The 18,911-nt window shown below is 32.3% G+C and carries 20 protein-coding genes; 13 read left to right on the forward strand and 7 right to left on the reverse strand.

Going from position 1 to position 18,911, the window contains the following annotated elements:
• Window positions 1–129: 129 nt before the first annotated feature.
• Complete coding sequence (locus MHH94_RS05875) at window positions 130–663, forward strand: helix-turn-helix domain-containing protein (protein WP_232202285.1); 534 nt, start codon at window positions 130–132, stop codon at window positions 661–663.
• A gap of 53 nt (window positions 664–716) precedes the next feature.
• On the opposite strand, the gene serA is transcribed toward MHH94_RS05875, so the two are convergent.
• The 3 genes from serA to MHH94_RS05890 all read right to left on the reverse strand — a co-directional run bounded on the left by serA (window position 717) and on the right by MHH94_RS05890 (window position 4,007).
• Window positions 717–2,312: a phosphoglycerate dehydrogenase gene (gene serA / locus MHH94_RS05880; RefSeq protein WP_048539579.1), complete on the reverse strand. Its 1,596-nt coding sequence runs from the start codon at window positions 2,310–2,312 to the stop codon at window positions 717–719.
• On the reverse strand, window positions 2,305–3,462 hold the full coding sequence (locus tag MHH94_RS05885; RefSeq protein ID WP_340840103.1) for a pyridoxal-phosphate-dependent aminotransferase family protein: 1,158 nt from the start codon (window positions 3,460–3,462) through the stop codon (window positions 2,305–2,307). Before MHH94_RS05885 ends, serA begins: the two co-directional genes overlap by 8 nt.
• A gap of 101 nt (window positions 3,463–3,563) precedes the next feature.
• Entirely contained in the window at window positions 3,564–4,007 is a 444-nt protein-coding gene (locus tag MHH94_RS05890) for an SACOL1771 family peroxiredoxin (RefSeq protein ID WP_048539581.1), read from the reverse strand.
• A gap of 73 nt (window positions 4,008–4,080) precedes the next feature.
• On the opposite strand from MHH94_RS05890, the gene MHH94_RS05895 reads away from it, so the two are divergent.
• Window positions 4,081–4,833, forward strand: coding sequence for a glycerophosphodiester phosphodiesterase (locus tag MHH94_RS05895; RefSeq protein WP_058592035.1), 753 nt, complete (start codon window positions 4,081–4,083; stop codon window positions 4,831–4,833).
• 53 nt (window positions 4,834–4,886) lie between these two features.
• On the opposite strand, the gene rpsD is transcribed toward MHH94_RS05895, so the two are convergent.
• Window positions 4,887–5,489, reverse strand: a complete 603-nt coding sequence (gene rpsD, locus MHH94_RS05900) for a 30S ribosomal protein S4 (protein WP_025905513.1) — start codon at window positions 5,487–5,489, stop codon at window positions 4,887–4,889.
• 226 nt (window positions 5,490–5,715) lie between these two features.
• Window positions 5,716–6,180 carry a GAF domain-containing protein gene (locus MHH94_RS05905; RefSeq protein ID WP_078355905.1) on the reverse strand — a complete coding sequence of 155 codons (465 nt, stop codon included), beginning with the start codon at window positions 6,178–6,180 and terminating at the stop codon, window positions 5,716–5,718.
• 136 nt (window positions 6,181–6,316) lie between these two features.
• On the opposite strand from MHH94_RS05905, the gene ezrA reads away from it, so the two are divergent.
• The 4 genes from ezrA (at window position 6,317) to MHH94_RS05925 (ending at window position 11,326) form a co-directional block, all read left to right on the forward strand.
• Complete coding sequence (ezrA, locus tag MHH94_RS05910; RefSeq protein WP_058592036.1) at window positions 6,317–8,011, forward strand: septation ring formation regulator EzrA; 1,695 nt, start codon at window positions 6,317–6,319, stop codon at window positions 8,009–8,011.
• A 141-nt stretch (window positions 8,012–8,152) separates the two neighbouring features.
• Window positions 8,153–9,298 carry a cysteine desulfurase family protein gene (locus MHH94_RS05915; RefSeq protein WP_106417906.1) on the forward strand — a complete coding sequence of 382 codons (1,146 nt, stop codon included), beginning with the start codon at window positions 8,153–8,155 and terminating at the stop codon, window positions 9,296–9,298.
• Entirely contained in the window at window positions 9,288–10,505 is a 1,218-nt protein-coding gene (gene thiI, locus MHH94_RS05920) for a tRNA uracil 4-sulfurtransferase ThiI (protein ID WP_058592038.1), read from the forward strand. The genes MHH94_RS05915 and thiI overlap by 11 nt, the downstream gene beginning before the upstream one ends.
• 47 nt (window positions 10,506–10,552) lie before the next feature.
• Window positions 10,553–11,326 (forward strand): sulfite exporter TauE/SafE family protein, encoded by a 774-nt coding sequence (locus MHH94_RS05925; protein WP_058592039.1) that lies wholly within the window; start codon window positions 10,553–10,555, stop codon window positions 11,324–11,326.
• A gap of 58 nt (window positions 11,327–11,384) precedes the next feature.
• Here the strand turns inward: MHH94_RS05925 and MHH94_RS05930 are convergent, their stop codons facing one another.
• Window positions 11,385–12,188 (reverse strand): NAD kinase, encoded by an 804-nt coding sequence (locus tag MHH94_RS05930; protein ID WP_058592040.1) that lies wholly within the window; start codon window positions 12,186–12,188, stop codon window positions 11,385–11,387.
• Between the two features lie 85 nt (window positions 12,189–12,273).
• Here MHH94_RS05930 and sppA point away from each other — a divergent pair, with 85 nt between their 5' ends.
• The 6 genes from sppA to MHH94_RS05960 all read left to right on the forward strand — a co-directional run bounded on the left by sppA (window position 12,274) and on the right by MHH94_RS05960 (window position 16,946).
• Complete coding sequence (sppA, locus tag MHH94_RS05935) at window positions 12,274–13,260, forward strand: signal peptide peptidase SppA (RefSeq protein ID WP_340840115.1); 987 nt, start codon at window positions 12,274–12,276, stop codon at window positions 13,258–13,260.
• 21 nt (window positions 13,261–13,281) lie between these two features.
• Window positions 13,282–13,833, forward strand: a complete 552-nt coding sequence (locus MHH94_RS05940) for an RDD family protein (RefSeq protein WP_119469559.1) — start codon at window positions 13,282–13,284, stop codon at window positions 13,831–13,833.
• Window positions 13,834–13,912: 79 nt separating this feature from the next.
• A complete protein-coding gene (gene tpx / locus MHH94_RS05945) occupies window positions 13,913–14,413 on the forward strand; it encodes a thiol peroxidase (RefSeq protein WP_058592043.1) in 501 nt (166 codons plus the stop codon).
• 60 nt (window positions 14,414–14,473) lie between these two features.
• Window positions 14,474–15,418: a class I SAM-dependent methyltransferase gene (locus tag MHH94_RS05950; protein ID WP_058592044.1), complete on the forward strand. Its 945-nt coding sequence runs from the start codon at window positions 14,474–14,476 to the stop codon at window positions 15,416–15,418.
• 75 nt (window positions 15,419–15,493) lie between these two features.
• On the forward strand, window positions 15,494–16,690 hold the full coding sequence (locus tag MHH94_RS05955; protein ID WP_058592045.1) for an acetate kinase: 1,197 nt from the start codon (window positions 15,494–15,496) through the stop codon (window positions 16,688–16,690).
• Between the two features lie 127 nt (window positions 16,691–16,817).
• The gene (locus MHH94_RS05960) at window positions 16,818–16,946 is read left to right on the forward strand and encodes a hypothetical protein (RefSeq protein ID WP_255201004.1); all 129 of its coding nucleotides are present in this window, start codon (window positions 16,818–16,820) and stop codon (window positions 16,944–16,946) included.
• 47 nt (window positions 16,947–16,993) lie between these two features.
• Here the strand turns inward: MHH94_RS05960 and MHH94_RS05965 are convergent, their stop codons facing one another.
• A complete protein-coding gene (locus tag MHH94_RS05965; RefSeq protein WP_025904325.1) occupies window positions 16,994–17,500 on the reverse strand; it encodes a universal stress protein in 507 nt (168 codons plus the stop codon).
• A gap of 233 nt (window positions 17,501–17,733) precedes the next feature.
• Between MHH94_RS05965 and ald the strand changes: the two genes are divergently transcribed.
• The gene (gene ald, locus MHH94_RS05970) at window positions 17,734–18,846 is read left to right on the forward strand and encodes an alanine dehydrogenase (RefSeq protein WP_048539595.1); all 1,113 of its coding nucleotides are present in this window, start codon (window positions 17,734–17,736) and stop codon (window positions 18,844–18,846) included.
• Window positions 18,847–18,911 lie beyond the last annotated feature (65 nt).

An 18,911-nucleotide genomic window follows, 5' to 3' on the forward strand; every position in this document is an offset into this window, starting at 1 on the left:
AATCTTTGATGATTTGTGGGTTTTTTTGATAAATAAATAATTTATAAGATTTTATTACAATATTTACTTACAAATATTGTATAATAGAAGTGTGAATAAAATTTTGAAAAACAAATGGGAGTTGGAATAATGTATATTGATATTTTACTTAAAAATCATGATGCTGATAGAAACCATTTTATGAGGCAAACTGGATTCTCACATAAGAAAATTTCTAAACTCAATAAGCAAGATCCTAATTCGTATAGTGAAGAATTAATTAAAGAGATTGCTCAATTCCTTAATTTAAGCTATGACAATACTAGAAATGAATTACGACAAATTAACGAAAAGGGGACACTTTATAAAGCACACACTGTCGACGAACTAAAGATTGTGATTGATACGAGTCCTAAAGAATTTTTAGTTGGTAAAGAAGTTTATAGTCTGATTAATGATATAAAGCAATCTGATATATCTCATGATCAGCAATATATGAAAGACGTATCCCAAACTGTTTTAACATCATTTATTTTATGGATTGTAGGTAAAGTGAGAAGTATTGGTAAATCATCTGAAGAAAAATTGATTAATGATATATGGTTACATATCTTAACATACTATGATATTCATGAAATGAACAATAATCGAGCAAGACTTGTACTTAAAGCATTTGTAAGTTAATTATGTATAATAAAAACCACGTGTTAGATGAATGCTAACACGTGGTTGATTGTTTATAGTTGTTTATTTAGTTCGACTTTTTTAATACTTTGGAAGCCATCAATAGCAAATAAGTCATTTATTGTTTCATCTGATGCTTCGTCGTCAATTGATAATATCATTAATGCTTCTCCACCGATAGAATGTCTACCTAAGTGCATTGAAGCAATATTGATACCATGTTCTCCTAAGATTTGTCCCATTTTACCTACGATACCTGGTCTATCATTATGATGGATAAGTAACATATGCTTTTCTGGTTTGAAATCTACAGGATAGTCATTGATTCTTACGATACGAGGTCCATAACCATTTAATACAGTCGAACCGATTTTAATAGAATGGTCTTTGTTCACTAATTCTAATTCAATATAGTTGCTGAAACCATATTTTTTACTATTTTTTTCGATTTGATACGTTACGCCTTGTTCATTTAACAATACGAGTGCATTGATTAAATTAACATGATCACCTAAGTCTTGTTGTAAGACACCCATAACAAGTTGTCTTGTAATTAAACTTGTATCATCTAATGCAATTTCACCATGATATTTAATTTTTAATTCTCTTGGACCTTTTTCAAATAGTTGGATACCAACTTCACCAGTTGTTCTACTTAATTCTACAAAAGGTCTTAGTTCTGCTTCAACTTCACCAGACATTTGTGGTGCGTTTACAGCGTGTAAGACGTTATTATTTTCAAAAATATCAATGATTTCATTTGCAACAGATACTGCAACTTTTTCTTGAGCTTCGATAGTTGAAGCGCCAAGATGTGGTGTTACGATGATTTTTTCATGTTGCGTAAGTGGTGTGTTATTTGCCGGTTCTTCAGTAAATACATCTAGTGCAGCTTTTTCGATTTTACCTTCATCAAGTGCTTTAATTAAGGCATCTTCATCGATAATACCACCTCTGGCAACATTGATAATTTGTAAGTTAGGTTTCGCTTTATTGAAAAAGTCTTCATTTACAAGTCCCTTAGTCTTTGGTGTAAGAGGGGTATGTACTGTAATGAAATCTGCTTGTTCAGCAATTTCGTCTACGGTCGCTCTTGTAATTTCTAAACGTTTCGCGTCATCGCTAGATAAATAAGGATCAAATGCAAGAATATTCATGCCGAAACTTTGAGCACGTTTCGCAACACCTAATCCTATTCTACCTGCACCAATTACGCCGAGTGTCTTCTTGTATAATTCAGTACCACGATATTTTTTTCTATCCCAATTACCTTCTTGTAAGGAGCGATGTGCTTCTGGAATATTTCGAGCCATAGAAAGAATCATTGCCATAGAATGTTCTGTTGCAGAAATAGTGTTTCCATCAGGCGCATTAATAACAAGAATACCTTGTTTTGTTGCGTGATCGATATCAATATTATCAACACCAACACCAGCTCTAGCTACAACGCGAAGATTTTTCGCTGCGTCTAGGATTGGGGGTGTGATTTGAGTTTGGCTTCTTACGATTAAAGCATCATAGTCACCGATAATGTTAACGATTTCTGATTCACTCAAGCCAGTTTTAATGTCTATTTCGAATTTTTCATGATCTGTTAAACTTTTTAAACCTTCTTCTGATATTGGATCGACTACAATTACTTTAAACATATTGATTAACTACCTCCTGGAATTTTGAAACACCTTTACCAAGTACTGATTGTTCACGTATTTCTGAAAGTATAATTTCTAATGCACTAATAAATTGCAACATGTCATTTGGTGAGATTTTACCCATGTGACCAACCCTTAATATTGTGCCTTTAAGGTGTTGTTGACCACCAGCAATTGTAATGTTGAATCTATTAAGTAATTCATCTTTAATCGTCTTAACTTCATTTTTATTTGGTACAAAAGCTGTTACAGTAGGTGATGCAAATTCATCTTCAACTAATAGTTCAATATCTAATGCTTTTAAACTTTCTCGAACAGCTGATTTACATACTTCATGTCTTTTGATTGTATTTTCAAATTTTTCTTTTTGTATTAAATCACAATAAGTTTGTACACCTCTAATAAGTGATACAGCAGGTGTGAAAGGTGTTGAATCATCGTTTAAAGAAGTTATGTATTTATTTAAATCTAAATAAAATCTTGAAGTTTTCACTTCTTTAAACCTTTCAATAGCTCTATCATTATATGCTACAAATGCTGCCCCAGGTGGTAACATGATTGCTTTTTGACTACCTGAAACGAGAACATCGATGTTGTCTTGTTCCATATCTACTTCTACTGCTCCAATAATACTAACGCCATCCACTACAAAATAGATGTCAGGATTAAATTGTTTAACTAACTTACCTAAAGCATTAATAGGATGTTTAACAGAAGTAGACGTTTCACAGAATTGAGTAAATACAGCTTTAACATCAACATTAAGTGAGTTTAAATATGTTTCAAATTCTTTTATATCGACACCTTTTCCCCATTCAACTTCAAAAATATGTGCCTTAAAAGGATAAGAGGACGCGATTTTTCTAAACCTATCCCCAAAAGCGCCTGAAACAATAATGACAATATCATCTTCAGGATTCGCTACATTAACCATAGCTGCTTCAAGAGCACTTGTTCCTGATGAAGTTAGAATAGCAACAGGGTGTTTAGCCCCAAAAATTGTTTGTAAATCTCTTGATGCTTGATGAATAATTTGACTAAATTCCTTTGTTCTATGTCCTGTCATAGGTTGATTCATACTTTCTAAAATCTCCCTTGGAACAGTTGTAGGACCTGGTGCGAGTAATAAAGAATCATGCTGATACATATATATACACTCCTTACTGAATTTATGTTCTATATTGTAGCAAAGAAAATAGTAAAATAATAGAGAATTTATAGAAAATTCTGATTAAAACGTTTTCATTATTAAAATCTTATTTCCCCAGTTGCTACAACTTGAACATTGCCAGCCAAAGCACGTGTTACCATACAAGATTCCTCTGCTTTTTGAACAAGTCTATTTAATCTTTTTTGTAAATTTTCATCCGGTTCTTCAGATAAATAAATAATTGGGAAATGTTCTATTTTTTTATAAGTGATTACACCATTTTCTACATCAACATGACCTTTAGAAGCCACTTCAATTCTCTCGATATCAATTTCAGAGCGTTCAATCATTGCTGCCAATGTAATCATATAGCAAGTTGAAGCTGCACCAAGTAGCATTTCATCGGGATTTGTGCCGATTTCCGGACCATCCATTACTTCTGGAATTGATACGCGTGTAGATAAGTTATCAGTAGTTATATGGCCAGAAGCATTTCTACCTTTTGTCCATGTTCCTTTTAAATTAAAAATATGTGTTGTCATAATCATGTTCCTTTCTATAAATAAAAATATTTGGGTATAATCTATAGTATGACTGATTTTAAAGGAGTAGACAATGAATGTGTATAATCAAAAATGTAAATTAAAAGTTGCACATAGAGGTGTTCCATCTTTAGCACCAGAAAATACAATGGTTTCTTTTAAACGTGCAATAGAATTCAATATAGACGTTCTTGAAATAGATATACATAGAACAATAGATGGTAAGCTTGTTGTTATTCATGATCCGACGACGAACCGTACTTCACAAGAAAAAGGGATCATCAGAAAATTAACGTACGAAGCATTAACAAAATATGATGTCGGTAAATGGAAAGGGGAAGCATATTCTGGAGAGCAAATTCCGTTATTTCAAGATGTACTTAAATTAATAAAAGACACATATATAAAGCTTCTAATAGAAATTAAACAACCTGAAAATTATCCGAACATCGAAGAGGGTATCATTACTATGATCAAACAACATGGTATTTCGAACAATCAAATTATGATTCAATCATTTAATAGAAATGCAATTCAAAAAATAAATATTTTATGGCCTGAAATAGAATTAGGTGTCTTAATTAAGAAGAAAGATCGTTTTATAAGTAGAAGGGCAATTAAGAAAATAGGGGAGTATGCAAACTATATTAATCCGAATTATAAAATTGTCACGAGAAGATTTGTAAAAGCTGCACATGCATCGCATCTTAAGATACTGCCATATACGATTAATGATAAACATACGGCTCAAAAAATGTTAGCCATGGGTGTTGATGGTTTAATATCGGATTATGCACATATACTAGATGAATGGATGAAGTCATAAATTAAAAATAAAAAACCACTTTCGAAATGAAAGTGGTTTTGTTTGAACAAAGATTAACGAGAGTAGTACTCAACGATTAATTGTTCATTGATTTCAGCAGATAATTCGCTACGTTCTGGAACGCGTACGAAAGTACCTTCTAATTTGTCAGCATCGAATGATAAGTAATCAGGAACGTGATGACTTAATTCAACTGATTCTAATACGATGTTTAATTTTTGTGATTTTTCACGAACACTGATAGTTTGACCAGGTTTTAAAGTGTAAGATGGGATATCAACACGAGCGCCATCTACAGTAATATGACCGTGGTTAACTAATTGACGTGCTTGACGACGAGTACGAGCTAAACCTAATTGGTAAACAACTGCGTCTAAACGTGAAGCTAATAGCGCCATGAAGTTATCACCGTGGATACCTTTCATGTTACCAGCTTTATCGAAAATAGTGCGGAATTGACGTTCGTTGATTCCGTACATGTAACGTAATTTTTGTTTCTCTTGTAATTGAAGACCATACTCAGATAATTTTTTACGTTGAGTTGGACCATGTTGTCCTGGTACGTAAGGACGTTTTTCTAATTCTTTACCTGTGCCGCTTAATGAAATACCTAAACGACGTGATTTTTTCCAGTTTGAACCTCTAAATCTTGCCATTTTGAAGTTCCTCCTTTTTCTTGTTTGATTGTTATGAAGAAACAAGAAAGAATGCTAAATGCTCATAGGGATATGTTATATTTGTGTGCCTTCACCTTGCAGCCGCGGTTACACAACACGCCTTCTTTGGGAATAACATAGAGCCTTACAATATTTAACTGCTACTTTCGTTAATTCACACAAAAGCTATTATACATTTTTGTTTAGTTCATGTCAATTTATATTTTTAAAGATGGATATGCTTTTCAAGTGTTTTGACAAGTAATTCTAACCCTTCAAGATCAGTTTGATTAAATCTTGATTTAACAGGTGCATCTATATCTAACACACCGATGATTTCTTTGTTATAGTATATAGGTATAACGATTTCTGATTGGCTATTAGCATCACATGCAATATGTCCAGGGAATTGATTAACATCTTCAATAAGTTGTGATTGCTTTTCGGCAACAGCTGTTCCACAAACGCCTTTACCAATTTCAATGTCTACACAAGCAGGTAATCCTTGAAATGGACCAAGTTTTAAGGCATTATTTTTAATAAGATAAAACCCAACCCAGTTGATGTTTGGTAAGAATTGGTTGATGAACGCAGATGCATTACTTAAATTAGCAATTAAATCTTGTTCTCCTGATAATAAACCATCTAATTGGCGGTTGAGTAATGAATAATCTAGTTGTTGTTCTGACATTTTTATTCCTCATTTCAATATTTATTTGAATTATATTACTATTTTATGATTTTGAATATGTTTTGCATAGAAAAAGGTTTGTTGGATATATATTTTACGTTATAATAAAGAGAACGATTTAGGAGGAGAATACATAATGGCAATTTATATAACACTTGCAGTTATAATCATTATATTAATTGGTATTGGTATAATGTTATGGTTGCGTACATCAAAGCGAAATTTGATTACTGAGACTGAGCAGCGTAAGCAAAAAATTAAGCAATTACCTTTTCAAGATGAATTAGCTAAGCTTAAAAAATTAAATATCCATGGTGAAGCTAAAGACAAGTATGACCAATTTAAGAGAGAATGGCAAACTGTTTTACAAGAAGATTTAAAAGTTGTAGATGCTAAAATTCACGATGCTGATGCAGAACTTGATAAATTTAAGTTCTCACAATCTGAAGAAAGTATTGCAGATGCTAACAAAATAATGGATGGTATAGAAAAGAAATATACGCGCTTAACTCAGAGTGTTACAGAATTAATGACAACAGTGGAAACAAGCGACAAACTATACGATGAATCTAAACAGATTTATAGAGAAACGAAGAGAGAAGTATTAGCGAATAGACACCAGTTTGGGGATGCTGCTGAACTAATCGAAAAAAACATCGAAGCTTTTCTACCTAGAATTGAACAATATGAAGAACTTGTTGAAGATGGACACTACATTAAAGCAAGTGGTCATATTGATCAACTTAATACGGATATGAAACGTATGCAAGAAGATATGAATGAAATTCCATTATTGATCAAAGATGTACAAAAAGAATTACCAGGTCAATTCCAAGACTTGAAATTTGGATGTAGAGATTTAAAAGTTGAAGGTTACAACCTAGAACATGTTAAAGTGGAAGGCACGCTACAAACTTTACGTGGTAAATTAAATTTAGTTGAACCATTGATTGGAAGATTAGAATTAACGAAAGCTGAAAGCATTATTAATGAAATTAATGATTCTTTAGATGATATGTATGATTTAATCGAACATGAAGTAAAATCTAAAAATACTGTCGAACAATCTAAAGAAATTATTACAGATGAATTATTCCATGCTAAAGATATGAACTACACACTTCAAACAGAAATTGAATATGTTAAAGAGAACTATTATATTTCTGAAGAAGATGTACATAAAGTAAGACAGTACGAGAATGAAATTCAAAACTTAATCAGCGTATACGATGAAATTTTAGGTGAAATGGCTAAAACAAACGTACGCTATAGTGAAGTTGAAGATAATCTTCTATATATAGAAGAACATGTTAAAGTTATTAATGATAATCAACAAAAAATACAAAATCATTTAGTTTCTCTTAGAGAAGACGAAGCTACAGCTCAACAAAATACATTACGTGTTCAATCTAAGAAAGAAGAAATATATAGAAATTTATTAGCATCAAATTTACCAAGTGTACCTGAAAGATTTATCATTATGAAAAATGAAATTGATCACGAAATTCGTGAAGTGAATAAAATCTTTAGTCAAAGACCTATTAATGTACAATATGTAAAAGATAAAGTGAGTAACATTGTACTTCAAATGAATAAATTTGAAGATGAAACAACAGATGTACTTATTAATGCTGTTCATGCTGAAACATTAATTCAATATGGTAATAGATATAGAAAAGAAAATAATGAACTGAATAAGAGTCTCAATGAAGCAGAAAGACTATTTGCTAACAATAGATACAAACGTGCTATTGAAATAGCAGAAGCAGCGCTTGAAAAAGTTGAGCCTGGTATCAGTGAAAAAATAGAAGAAGATGTAAATAAACGATAAGAACGTTATAAAGGCAAAGACATGGCAAATGTCTTTGCCTTTATTTTTTCTGAGTTAGTGGATGTTTTTTCTAAGTCAATTAGTATATCTATACGAAATGACTTGTGGTATTATTATATAATGAAAAAAAGAGGTGACAGTATGATATATCTTGATAATGCTGCAACGACAAAGCCTGATGAGGATGTTATTCAAACATATACACAAATGAATCAACAATATTTTTTCAATCCAAATAGTCCTCACTCTGCTGGCATAAAGATTGCTCATTTACTTGATAAAGCAAGAGAAAATGTTAAACAATATTTAAATTTAAATGATCCATTCAATATTATATTTACAAGTGGTGCTACTGAATCGAATAATATAGCACTTCAAGGGATGGCAAAAGCGAAAAAGAGATTTGGTAATACAATCCTAACAACTAAAATGGAACATCCGTCAGTTCTTGAAACGATGAGAGGCTTAGAGGACGAAGGTTTTAATTTGAAATATATTAAAACGACTAAGGATGGGAAATTAGATATATCATCTTTACAAGAATTGCTTAACGATGATGTTGTACTTGTAACATGTATGCATGTCAATAATGTAATGGGGCAAATTCAACCGATTGAAGAAATTAGTCGAATTTTAGAAGAATATCCAAAAGTGCATTTTCATGTAGATGGTGTACAAGGTTTTGGGAAAGTACCATTAGATATTAATTTAGCAGATAGTTATAGTTTAAGCGCACATAAATTCCATGGATTAAAAGGTTCAGGTATTTTGGCGATTAAACAAATTAAATCGATTAAACAAATTATATTTGGTGGCGGACAAGAGCAAGGTTTAAGAAGCGGTACAGTTAATGCACCTGTCAATATTGCATTAGCAAAAGCGATGAGAATAATGAACGATCGTATGGAAGATAATGCTCAAGCATTAAGTCAAAGAGGTAGAGAAATTAGAGCGTTTGTAGCACAATATAAAGGTGTCTTGATTAATTCACCAATCGATGCAGCACCATATATATTAAATATTTCTTTTCCAGGTGTTAAAGGTGAAGTATTAGTCAATGCATTTTCTAAATATGAAATTTATTTGTCTACAACGAGTGCATGTTCGTCAAAGAAAAGTTCTCATAATGAAACGTTAAAAGCAATGGGATTAAGCAACCTTGTTATTGAAGGAAGTATAAGAATAAGTATTGCACCAGATTTAACGAATGAAGAAATAGAACGTTTTAAAGATGCCTTTGATAAAGTATATAAAGAGGTAAAGGAGTTAATAAAATATGTATTATGATCACATTTTAGTGAGATACGGAGAACTGACTTTAAAAACAGGTAATAGAAATATGTTTGTGAATAAATTAAAAGCAAACATCAAGAGCCGATTAATGCCACTTCAAGGTTACAAAGTACGTGCAAATCGTGACCGTATGTATATAGATGTACACGAAGGTTCTGACATTGAAGAAATGATGAGCAGAATTCAAACTGTGTTTGGCGTACACTCTGTAAGTCCAGTAGTTCGAATTGAAAAAGATTTAGATTTAATGAAAGAAGTTGCCTTAAAGTTTGCGCATGATTTTAATGATGGTGACACTTTCAAAATTGACGTCAAACGTGCAGATAAAACTTTTGAACTTGATACTTTTCAATTGCAACAAGAATTAGGTGGTCATGTACTTCAAAATACTGATCACATAACAGTAAATGTAAAACAACCAGATCATAAAATAAAAGTAGAAGTTCGTAAAGACGCTATTTATATGTACAATCGCGTACTTGAAGGCGCTGGTGGATTACCTGTAGGAACAGGTGGTAAAACGTTACTTATGCTTTCAGGTGGAATAGATTCACCAGTAGCAGGTATGGAAGTGATGAAACGAGGCGTGACAATTGAAGCTATTCATTTTCATAGTCCGCCATATACAAGTGAACAAGCTAAACAAAAAGTAATTGATTTAACAAAACAACTTGCACATTTAACAGGCGACATCAAATTGCACATTGTACCTTTTACAGAACTCCAAAAGCAAATTCATAAAGTCGTTGAAGAAAGCTTTACAATGACAAGTACAAGAAGAATGATGTTAAGAGTTACTGAGAAAGTAGCACATGAAATCGGTGCACACGCTATTGTAAATGGTGAGAATTTAGGGCAAGTAGCGAGCCAAACTTTAGGCAGTATGTATGCCATTAACAGCGTAACATCAATGCCGATATTACGTCCATTACTTACATTTGATAAAGAAGATATCGTTAAAAAGGCGAAAGCAATTAATACATTTGATTTATCAATTCAACCATTTGAGGATTGTTGTACGATATTTACACCAAAAAATCCAAAGACAAATCCTAAACTAGAAAAAGTGGAATATTTTGAATCAAAATTTGATTTTGGTCCACTAATTGATGAAGCGGTTAAAAATATAGAAACACTTACAATTTCTAAGCACGATGATTTGAATCAACAAAAAGAAGAATGGATGGATGAACTACTTTAATACGAACGTTGGGATGTCGTTATCATTAAAGTAGAGGAGATATCCATATGGAGTTTGATTTAAATATATTATTAATCATTATATTGTTTGGTTTAATTGCAGCGTTTATCGATTCAGTTGTAGGTGGAGGAGGATTGATTTCTTTACCTGCATTACTAGCAGTAGGAATGGATCCAGCCACAGCTCTAGGTACGAATAAATTAGCAAGTTCATTCGGTTCATTTACGAGTACGATGAAATTTATAAGAGCAAAGAAAGTAGATTTCGATATTGTAGGTAAGTTATTTCCATTATCCTTTGTAGGTTCGATATTCGGTGCGATTACTGCTACATATTTACCACCAGAATATTTAAAGCCATTAGCAATTATTATATTGGCACTTGTAACCATATACTCAATTGTAAAAAAAGATTGGGGAGACATTAATCGATACAAGAAATTGTCACTTAAAAAAGCAATCTTGTTTATTATTGGTGTAACGGTAATTGGATATTATGATGGATTTCTCGGAGGCGGAACAGGATCATTTTTCCTATTTGCTTTATTAATAATCGGCCTTGATTATTTACACGCAGCAGGGAATGCTAAATTTTTAAATTTTGCTTCTAACATAGGTGCATTGCTGTTATTTATGGTTTTAGGACATGTCAATTATATCTATGGATTAAGTATGGCAGTATCTATGGTAATCGGTTCGTATTTAGGTGTTACGTTTGCTATTAAAAAAGGCGTATCATACGTCAAAGTATTATTTATTGTTGTAACAATCACGTTAATACTCAAAAATCTATATGACTATATTAGTAGTCACTTTATGTAAAAAACACCTCAGCGCATAGGCGCTAAGGTGTTTTAATTTATGGGATTGTTACTTATTTTTATAAGAATTTTCTTTGAACTTTACTCCAGAATGAATTTTGAGGTAATTTCAGTGTTCGAATATATTTATCTTGTATTCTAAGTGATATAAAGTCTGTTTCTTGAATGCTTAATGCTTCATTATCTAGTCCCATAATTGGATAGTAGTTTCCTTCTTTATCGAGTATGATTTTAAGGGTTCTTGTATCACCTAATACTACTGAACTACTCACTGTTCTAAAATTGTTGTTATTCAGTGATGCGATTTCAGTTAGTTGCATGCTTCTAATTTTAGGGTCAATAATTGCGCCGTCTAATGATTTATTATATCCTGTTGATCCTGTTGGTGTTGATATTAACAAACCATCTCCGTTGAATGCCTCGAAGTATTCGTCATCAATGTATATTTCCATCTTCATCGGTTTGATAACACTTGATTTAATGTAAAAATCATTTAAACACATATAAGACATTTGATTATTCAAGTTTACTTCTAGGACAGGATATTTTCTGACACTTACTTCATGAGAATCAATAGATTCTACTAAATGTGGAATGTCATCAATACTAAAATCAACATATAAATAATTTTGGTCTAGTCGTGTTTTGATACCAATATATACTTTGTCTTTATTAAAGTTAGTTTTTCTACAAGCTTGTAAGAAACTCCCATCTCCTCCGACTGAAGCAATAATATCTGCATCATCGTAATTTGAAACAAATTCAAATCCGTGTGGTTCCATTTCATTCTGAATCTTTTCGCGTGTTGCCAATACGTCACGGTCTTTTGAACTAAATAAATAAATACGTTTATACGAAGTCATAATTTATTCCTCCCAAAAGTTACAGTTATTATTAAAGTCTGTTATTATTATAAATGTAAATATTTAAAATAGAAAGGATGATACTATGTCTAAACGAATTATAGCGATAATCATCGCAGCTGTTTTAGTTGTAGGTGGAATGGTTGTCAGCACAGTTGGCATATTTTTAGACGATTCGTGGAAAAAATCAGTAACAGATTCAGATGGTATTAGTGAGTCTGTCGTATCTGGTAGTGATAGTAGTAGTAAAATTGTTAAATTATCAGTAGATGGTACCATTCAAGATACGGGTGTCCAAGAGTCGTTATTTAGTGGAGGAGGGTATAATCATGAATCCTTCTTAAAACAACTTGATAAAATTAAAAAAGACGATCAAGTTAAAGGTGTACTTCTAGTTGTGAATTCACCAGGTGGTGGAACATATGAAAGTGATGAAATACATAAAAAATTAGAAGAAATTAAAGCTAAAGATAAAAAAGTTTATGTACAAATGAAAAATATGGCAGCATCAGGTGGATATTATATTTCAACACCAGCTGACAAAATTTATGCAGGTTCACAAACATTAACAGGTTCACTTGGCGTTATTATCTCAAGCATTAATTATTCAGAACTTGCAAATGATTTAGGTGTGAAAGATGAATCTGTTACTTCTGGTAAACATAAACAAATCTTGAATCCAATGAAAGAAATGTCAAAAGAAGAACGCGACATCATGCAATCCATCATTGATGATAGTTATAAACAATTTGTAAATGTCATTAAAGATGGTAGACATATGTCAGAATCAGAAGTTAAGAAATTAGCTGATGGTAGAATATATTCTGCACAACAAGCTAAATCAAATGGCTTAATTGATGAAATTGGTTATGAAGATGATGCAATTAAAGCATTAAGAAGTGACATTAAATCGAAAAATGCACAAGTTGTAACATATGATACATCAGGTGGATTCTTAAACTTCCCAATGGCTGCTAAAAGTAAACTTTCTTCTATGATAGGTTTAGATGATATGACTAAATATGAAGCCTTAATTAAAGCGAATAAATCACCACAACCTATGTATTTATAGGGTGAATAAGGAGGGATTGTAATGACAGAAACAAGTTATGAACAAGTCGCTACTACACGTGAACAAAGTGAAATTGAGCGTACTGTCAATAAATATATGTCTGATATTAAATCCATCGTATTTGCTGGATTCTGGGTCCGATTTTTAGCTTATATCATCGATATCTTAGCTTTAGCAGGATTTAAAGGTATTGTGTTAAGTCCGATATTTGCACTTACAGATATCAATGATTCTTATCTATGGGTGCCATACTTCAGTGTTGAAAATATGGCAAGTGCCTTAATATTTTATTTATATTTCGTGTTGATGACGTATTATTTTAAAGCAACACTAGGCAAGATGATCTTAGGTTTAAGTGTCTATCGAGAAGATGCTCAACCGCTTAAATTGAAGGATGTTCTATTTAGAGAATGGATCGGGCGAATTATCTCTGGTGCACTATTAGGCATTCCATATATTGTAGTAGCATTTACTAAAAAGCATAAAGGTATTCATGACTATTTTGGTGAAACAGTCGTTCTCAAAAACAAATATGTTCAAATGAGAAAAGACTTACAAAATGTGATTGGATAACTAAGTTATAATCAAAAGAATTTTAAAGTCTCTTTAATCATGATAAAATATATTTATCAAGAATAAGGAGGCTTTTTTTATGGCGCAAGTTACATTCAAGAATGAACCAATTACAATATTAGGTGAGGAAGTTAAAGTAGGTTCAGTAGCACCTGATTTTACTGTATTAGCAAATGACCTATCTGAAAAGACATTAAAAGACTATGAAGGTAAAAAGAAACTTATTAGTGCCGTACCTTCTTTAGATACAGGCGTGTGCAGTCAACAAACACGTAAATTTAATGAAGAAGCTGCAAATGAACAAGATGGCGTTGTTTTAACAATTTCTAACGACTTACCATTTGCTCAAAAAAGATGGTGTGCAGCTGAAGGATTAGATAATGTGATTACATTAAGTGACCACCGTGATTTATCTTTTGGTGAAAACTATGGTGTTATCATGAAAGAACTTCGTTTATTAGCACGTTCAGTATTTGTTTTGGACAAAGATAATAAAGTTGTTTATTCAGAAATAGTGAGTGAAGGTACAAACCATCCTGACTATGACAAAGCTTTAGAAGCATTTAAAAATTTAGACTAATTAACAACCATAAACTGCTGTCCATTTAGTGGACAGCTTTTTATACGAAAGAGGGCAATTATGACTGAAGAAAAGAATATGATGGAAGTATTATTTGAAAAACTTGATGTAAAAAGTAAAGACCTCCACGATGAGAATGGACAAAGTTATATAGAGAATCTTGGTTTGGCTATGGAAGACATTTATACAAACCAAAGAGATCTTTTAGAACAATCAACATTACAAGAACGAAGAAAAGCGTTCCAATTTGCTTATTTAAGTTTATTAAAAGAAGAAGTGATTCAACCCAATCATCAAATGACGCCAGATTCTATTGGGTTTATATTAAGCTATCTTGTAAATTTATTTAACAAAAACAAAACAGAATTAAACATTGTAGATATTGCAAGTGGTACAGGACATTTGAGTGCAACAATCAACGAACAAAATCAAGATAAGACATTGATGCACCACTTGATTGAAGTAGATCCTGTATTACAACGTGTAAGTATACATTTAGCTAACTTCTTAGAAATACCATTTGATGTGTATCCACAAGATGCCATTATGCCACTACCTTTAGAAGAAGCGGATGTTATTGTCGGCGATTTACCAGTAGGATATTATCCAGTTGATGAACGCAGTAAAGAGATGATATTAGGCTTTGATGAAGGGCATAGTTATAGTCATTATTTATTATTAGAACAAGCTGTTACAGCAACTAGACCGGGTGGGTATGTATTCTTAATCGTACCAACAAATATCTTTGAAGGCGAAGAAGTGAAACAGCTTCAAAAATATATTGCAACAGAAACAGAAATGCAAGCATTTTTAAACTTTCCTAATTCATTATTCAAGACAGAACAATCACGTAAATCACTATTGATTTTACAGAAAAAAGACCCTAGAAATACTAAGAGTGTAGAAGTATTGCTAGCAAATATACCAGATTTCAAGGCACAATCTCAATTGCAAACGTTTTTATCAGAAGTAGATGAATGGATGAAAGAAAATCATTCTTTATAAACTGTATTAATGCTTGATTCATAACTGTATTAGTGTTTAAATAGTATAGAATAGTATTATCAGGAGGAAGTCTAAATGACAAAAATTATAGCAATTAATGCTGGTAGCTCATCTTTAAAATTCCAATTATTTGAGATGCCTGAAGAAAAAGTTATCACAAAAGGATTAATCGAACGTATCGGGTTGAAAAATTCAATTTTCACAATTACGGTTAACGGGGAAAAAATTACAAGAACATTAGATATTGAAAATCATGAAGTTGCAGTAAACATCATGATTGAAGCTTTAAAAGAGCATAATATCATCGAAGACATTAATGATATTCAAGGTACTGGACATCGTGTTGTTCACGGCGGAGAATTATTCCCAGAATCAGCACTTGTTACTGAAGATGTATTAGCTAAAATCGAATCATTAACTGATTTAGCGCCTTTACACAACCCAGCAAACATCATGGGTATTAAAGCATTTAGAAAATTATTGCCAAGTATCCCACATGTTGCAGTATTCGATACATCATTCCACCAAACAATGCCAGAAGAATCATATTTATACAGCTTACCTTACAACTTCTATAAAGATTTCGGTATTCGTAAATATGGTTTCCATGGTACAAGTCATAAATATGTATCTGAAAGAGCAGCAGAATTATTAGATCGTCCATTAGATCAATTAAGAATTATCTCTTGTCATATCGGTAATGGTGCTTCTATTGCTGCAATTGACGGTGGTAAATCAGTTGATACTTCAATGGGCTTCACACCATTAGCAGGTGTTACAATGGGTACGCGTTCAGGTAACCTTGACCCAGCTTTAATTCCATATATCATGGAGAAAACTGGTAAAAATGCTGAAGAAGTATTAAATATCCTTAATAAAGAATCAGGTTTACTTGGTATCTCAGGTTCATCAAGTGACTTAAGAGATATTGAGCAAGACGCTAACGAAGGTAACGAACGTGCTAAATTAGCATTAGATGTATTCGCATCTAGAATCCATAAATATATGGGATCATATGCTACAAGAATGCATGGCTTAGATGCAATTGTATTTACAGCTGGTGTAGGGGAAAACTCTGACACAGTTCGTGCTAAAGTATTAGAAGGATTAGAATTTATGGGTGTATATTGGGATCAACGCTTAAACACAGGTTTACGTGGAGAAGAAGCATTCATCAACTACCCACATTCACCAGTAAAAGTTATTGTAATTCCAACTGACGAAGAAGTTGTGATCGCACGTGACGTTGTGAAATTTGGTAACTTAGGATAATCAAGTATATTTAAAAGCGAGACAGGCGTAACTTATGTGTGAATAAGATGCCAGTCTCGTTTTTTATGTTTAAAAAGTGATTCTTCGGTTATATGTAAGTAATGCATATTCTAAGGAGGATATATAAATGAGACCAGAGAGAGCATTATTGCGATTAGTTAGAATCGTTACACGCAGAGTCGGTAAAGAACAATCTAAAAAACAGAAACAAGAAAATAACCAAAACTTAAAAGATCAAAATAATAATCAAAACTAATATAAAAGCGTTCAGCCATTTCGACTGAACGCTTTTCTTATATCTATTTATTTACCTTCGTGGTGTTCTTCGAATAATTCTTTTGTTGCTACAACTGGTTCGAAATCTTCAGGCATTGTTTCTGTTCTTACTACTAGAACGTCACATGGTGAGTTTCTCACTATTGATTCTGATACAGAGCCAACGATAAATCGTTCTACTGCATTTAATCCTGAAGTACCACACATGATTAAATCTACGTCAAATTCTACTGCTAATTTTTTAGGAATAACTGTTTTTGGAGATCCGAATTCAAGTTTAGTCGCTACATTATGAACACCATTATTCTCAGCGAATTCTTTATATCCAGATAATAAACTTTCAGCAAAACTTGTTGCTTTATTTACTATTTGAGTATCATAGGCTTCAACACTTGCATATGATCTTGAATCTACAACATTAACAATTGTTAATTTAGCATCATTACGTTTAGCAACGGCTACAGCTTTATTATAAGCCCATTCTGATTCAGTTGATCCATCTACTGCAATTAAAATATTTTTGTAACTTAACATAGAAACCGCCTCCTAGTTCTTTTATTTAATTATATCATAATTTTCTGAAAAAATAACAATATAAACTTTTAAATAATAGGGAATTTACACGATTTTTATATAAAGTATGTTAAAATTGCGTTATAGTAAGAAAATTAAAAAAATTTAGAAAATAAGGATAATATAAAAAATGAATAATAATGATTGCGCTTTCAAATTAGTGGCGTTATGATAAAAGCAAGGAGGAATGAAAAATGATTATTGGAGTACCAAGAGAGATTAAAAATAATGAAAATAGGGTGGCATTAACACCTAGTGGCGTGGCAAGTTTAGTTGCACAAAATCATGTTGTTAAAGTAGAAACTGAGGCAGGGTTAGGTTCACAATTTACTAACGAAGATTATCAACAAGCTGGAGCAGAAATTGTAAGTCAAGAAGAAGCATGGAATGTAGAAATGGTTATGAAAGTTAAAGAACCATTACAAGAAGAATACCAATTCTTCAAGAAAGACTTAATCCTATTTACATATTTACATCTAGCTGCTGAAGAATCTTTAACAAATGCATTATTAGAGAATGAAGTAACTGCAATTGCTTATGAAACTGTTCAGCTAAGCGATCGTTCATTACCATTACTAGCGCCAATGAGTGAAGTAGCAGGAAGAATGTCAACTCAAATTGGTGCGCAATTCCTACAAAAAACACATGGTGGCATTGGAATATTATTATCTGGAGTACCAGGTGTTAAAAGAGGGAAAGTAACAATAATCGGTGGAGGTCAAGCAGGAACAAATGCTGCTAAAATGGCAGTCGGTCTTGGAGCAGACGTTACGATTATTGACTTAAATCCTACACGTTTACAACAATTAGATGATTTATTTGGTGCAAGCGTGCAAACGATGATGTCATCACCTTTAAATATTGAAGAAGCAGTTGTTGAAAGTGATTTAGTAATTGGGTCAGTACTTATACCAGGCGCTAAAGCACCGAAACTTGTAACTGAAGAAATGGTTAAGAAAATGAAACCAGGTTCAGTATTAGTAGACATCGCGATTGACCAAGGAGGTTCATTCGAAACATCAGATAGAATTACAACACATGATAACCCAACATATGTTAAACATGATGTCGTTCACTATGCAGTTGCTAATATGCCAGGAGCAGTTCCAAGAACATCTACAATTGCATTAAATAATGCAACAACTCCATATGCAATTCAATTAGCAAACAAAGGGTACGTTAAAGCATGTCAAGATAACGAAGCACTTGCTAAAGGTTTAAACACAATACACGGTAAACTAACATATAAAGAAGTTGCAAAAGCTTTTGATAAAGAATATACACCTTATCAAGAAGTTTTGAGATAAAATTTAAAAAATTGTCTAACTCAGATTGCTGAGTTGGACATTTTTTTAATTTATGCAACTAGCTG

This window comes from Mammaliicoccus sp. FSL K6-3158, from assembly GCF_038005105.1.
In the GTDB taxonomy this organism is placed as follows: domain Bacteria; phylum Bacillota; class Bacilli; order Staphylococcales; family Staphylococcaceae; genus Mammaliicoccus; species Mammaliicoccus sciuri.

Bases quoted from the DNA above. Each gene is read 5' to 3' on its own strand.
- MHH94_RS05955 (WP_058592045.1), top strand. From the start codon at position 15,494: ATGACAAAAATTATAGCAATTAATGCTGGTAGCTCATCTTTAAAATTC.
- MHH94_RS05890 (WP_048539581.1), bottom strand. From the start codon at position 4,007: ATGACAACACATATTTTTAATTTAAAAGGAACATGGACAAAAGGTAGA.
- rpsD (WP_025905513.1), bottom strand. From the start codon at position 5,489: ATGGCAAGATTTAGAGGTTCAAACTGGAAAAAATCACGTCGTTTAGGT.
- sppA (WP_340840115.1), top strand. From the start codon at position 12,274: ATGTCTAAACGAATTATAGCGATAATCATCGCAGCTGTTTTAGTTGTA.
- MHH94_RS05960 (WP_255201004.1), top strand. From the start codon at position 16,818: ATGAGACCAGAGAGAGCATTATTGCGATTAGTTAGAATCGTTACACGC.
- MHH94_RS05925 (WP_058592039.1), top strand. From the start codon at position 10,553: ATGGAGTTTGATTTAAATATATTATTAATCATTATATTGTTTGGTTTA.
- MHH94_RS05875 (WP_232202285.1), top strand. From the start codon at position 130: ATGTATATTGATATTTTACTTAAAAATCATGATGCTGATAGAAACCAT.
- ald (WP_048539595.1), top strand. From the start codon at position 17,734: ATGATTATTGGAGTACCAAGAGAGATTAAAAATAATGAAAATAGGGTG.
- MHH94_RS05930 (WP_058592040.1), bottom strand. From the start codon at position 12,188: ATGACTTCGTATAAACGTATTTATTTATTTAGTTCAAAAGACCGTGAC.
- MHH94_RS05905 (WP_078355905.1), bottom strand. From the start codon at position 6,180: ATGTCAGAACAACAACTAGATTATTCATTACTCAACCGCCAATTAGAT.
- MHH94_RS05940 (WP_119469559.1), top strand. From the start codon at position 13,282: ATGACAGAAACAAGTTATGAACAAGTCGCTACTACACGTGAACAAAGT.
- MHH94_RS05895 (WP_058592035.1), top strand. From the start codon at position 4,081: ATGAATGTGTATAATCAAAAATGTAAATTAAAAGTTGCACATAGAGGT.
- MHH94_RS05965 (WP_025904325.1), bottom strand. From the start codon at position 17,500: ATGTTAAGTTACAAAAATATTTTAATTGCAGTAGATGGATCAACTGAA.
- tpx (WP_058592043.1), top strand. From the start codon at position 13,913: ATGGCGCAAGTTACATTCAAGAATGAACCAATTACAATATTAGGTGAG.
- MHH94_RS05950 (WP_058592044.1), top strand. From the start codon at position 14,474: ATGACTGAAGAAAAGAATATGATGGAAGTATTATTTGAAAAACTTGAT.
- MHH94_RS05915 (WP_106417906.1), top strand. From the start codon at position 8,153: ATGATATATCTTGATAATGCTGCAACGACAAAGCCTGATGAGGATGTT.
- serA (WP_048539579.1), bottom strand. From the start codon at position 2,312: ATGTTTAAAGTAATTGTAGTCGATCCAATATCAGAAGAAGGTTTAAAA.
- thiI (WP_058592038.1), top strand. From the start codon at position 9,288: ATGTATTATGATCACATTTTAGTGAGATACGGAGAACTGACTTTAAAA.
- ezrA (WP_058592036.1), top strand. From the start codon at position 6,317: ATGGCAATTTATATAACACTTGCAGTTATAATCATTATATTAATTGGT.
- MHH94_RS05885 (WP_340840103.1), bottom strand. From the start codon at position 3,462: ATGTATCAGCATGATTCTTTATTACTCGCACCAGGTCCTACAACTGTT.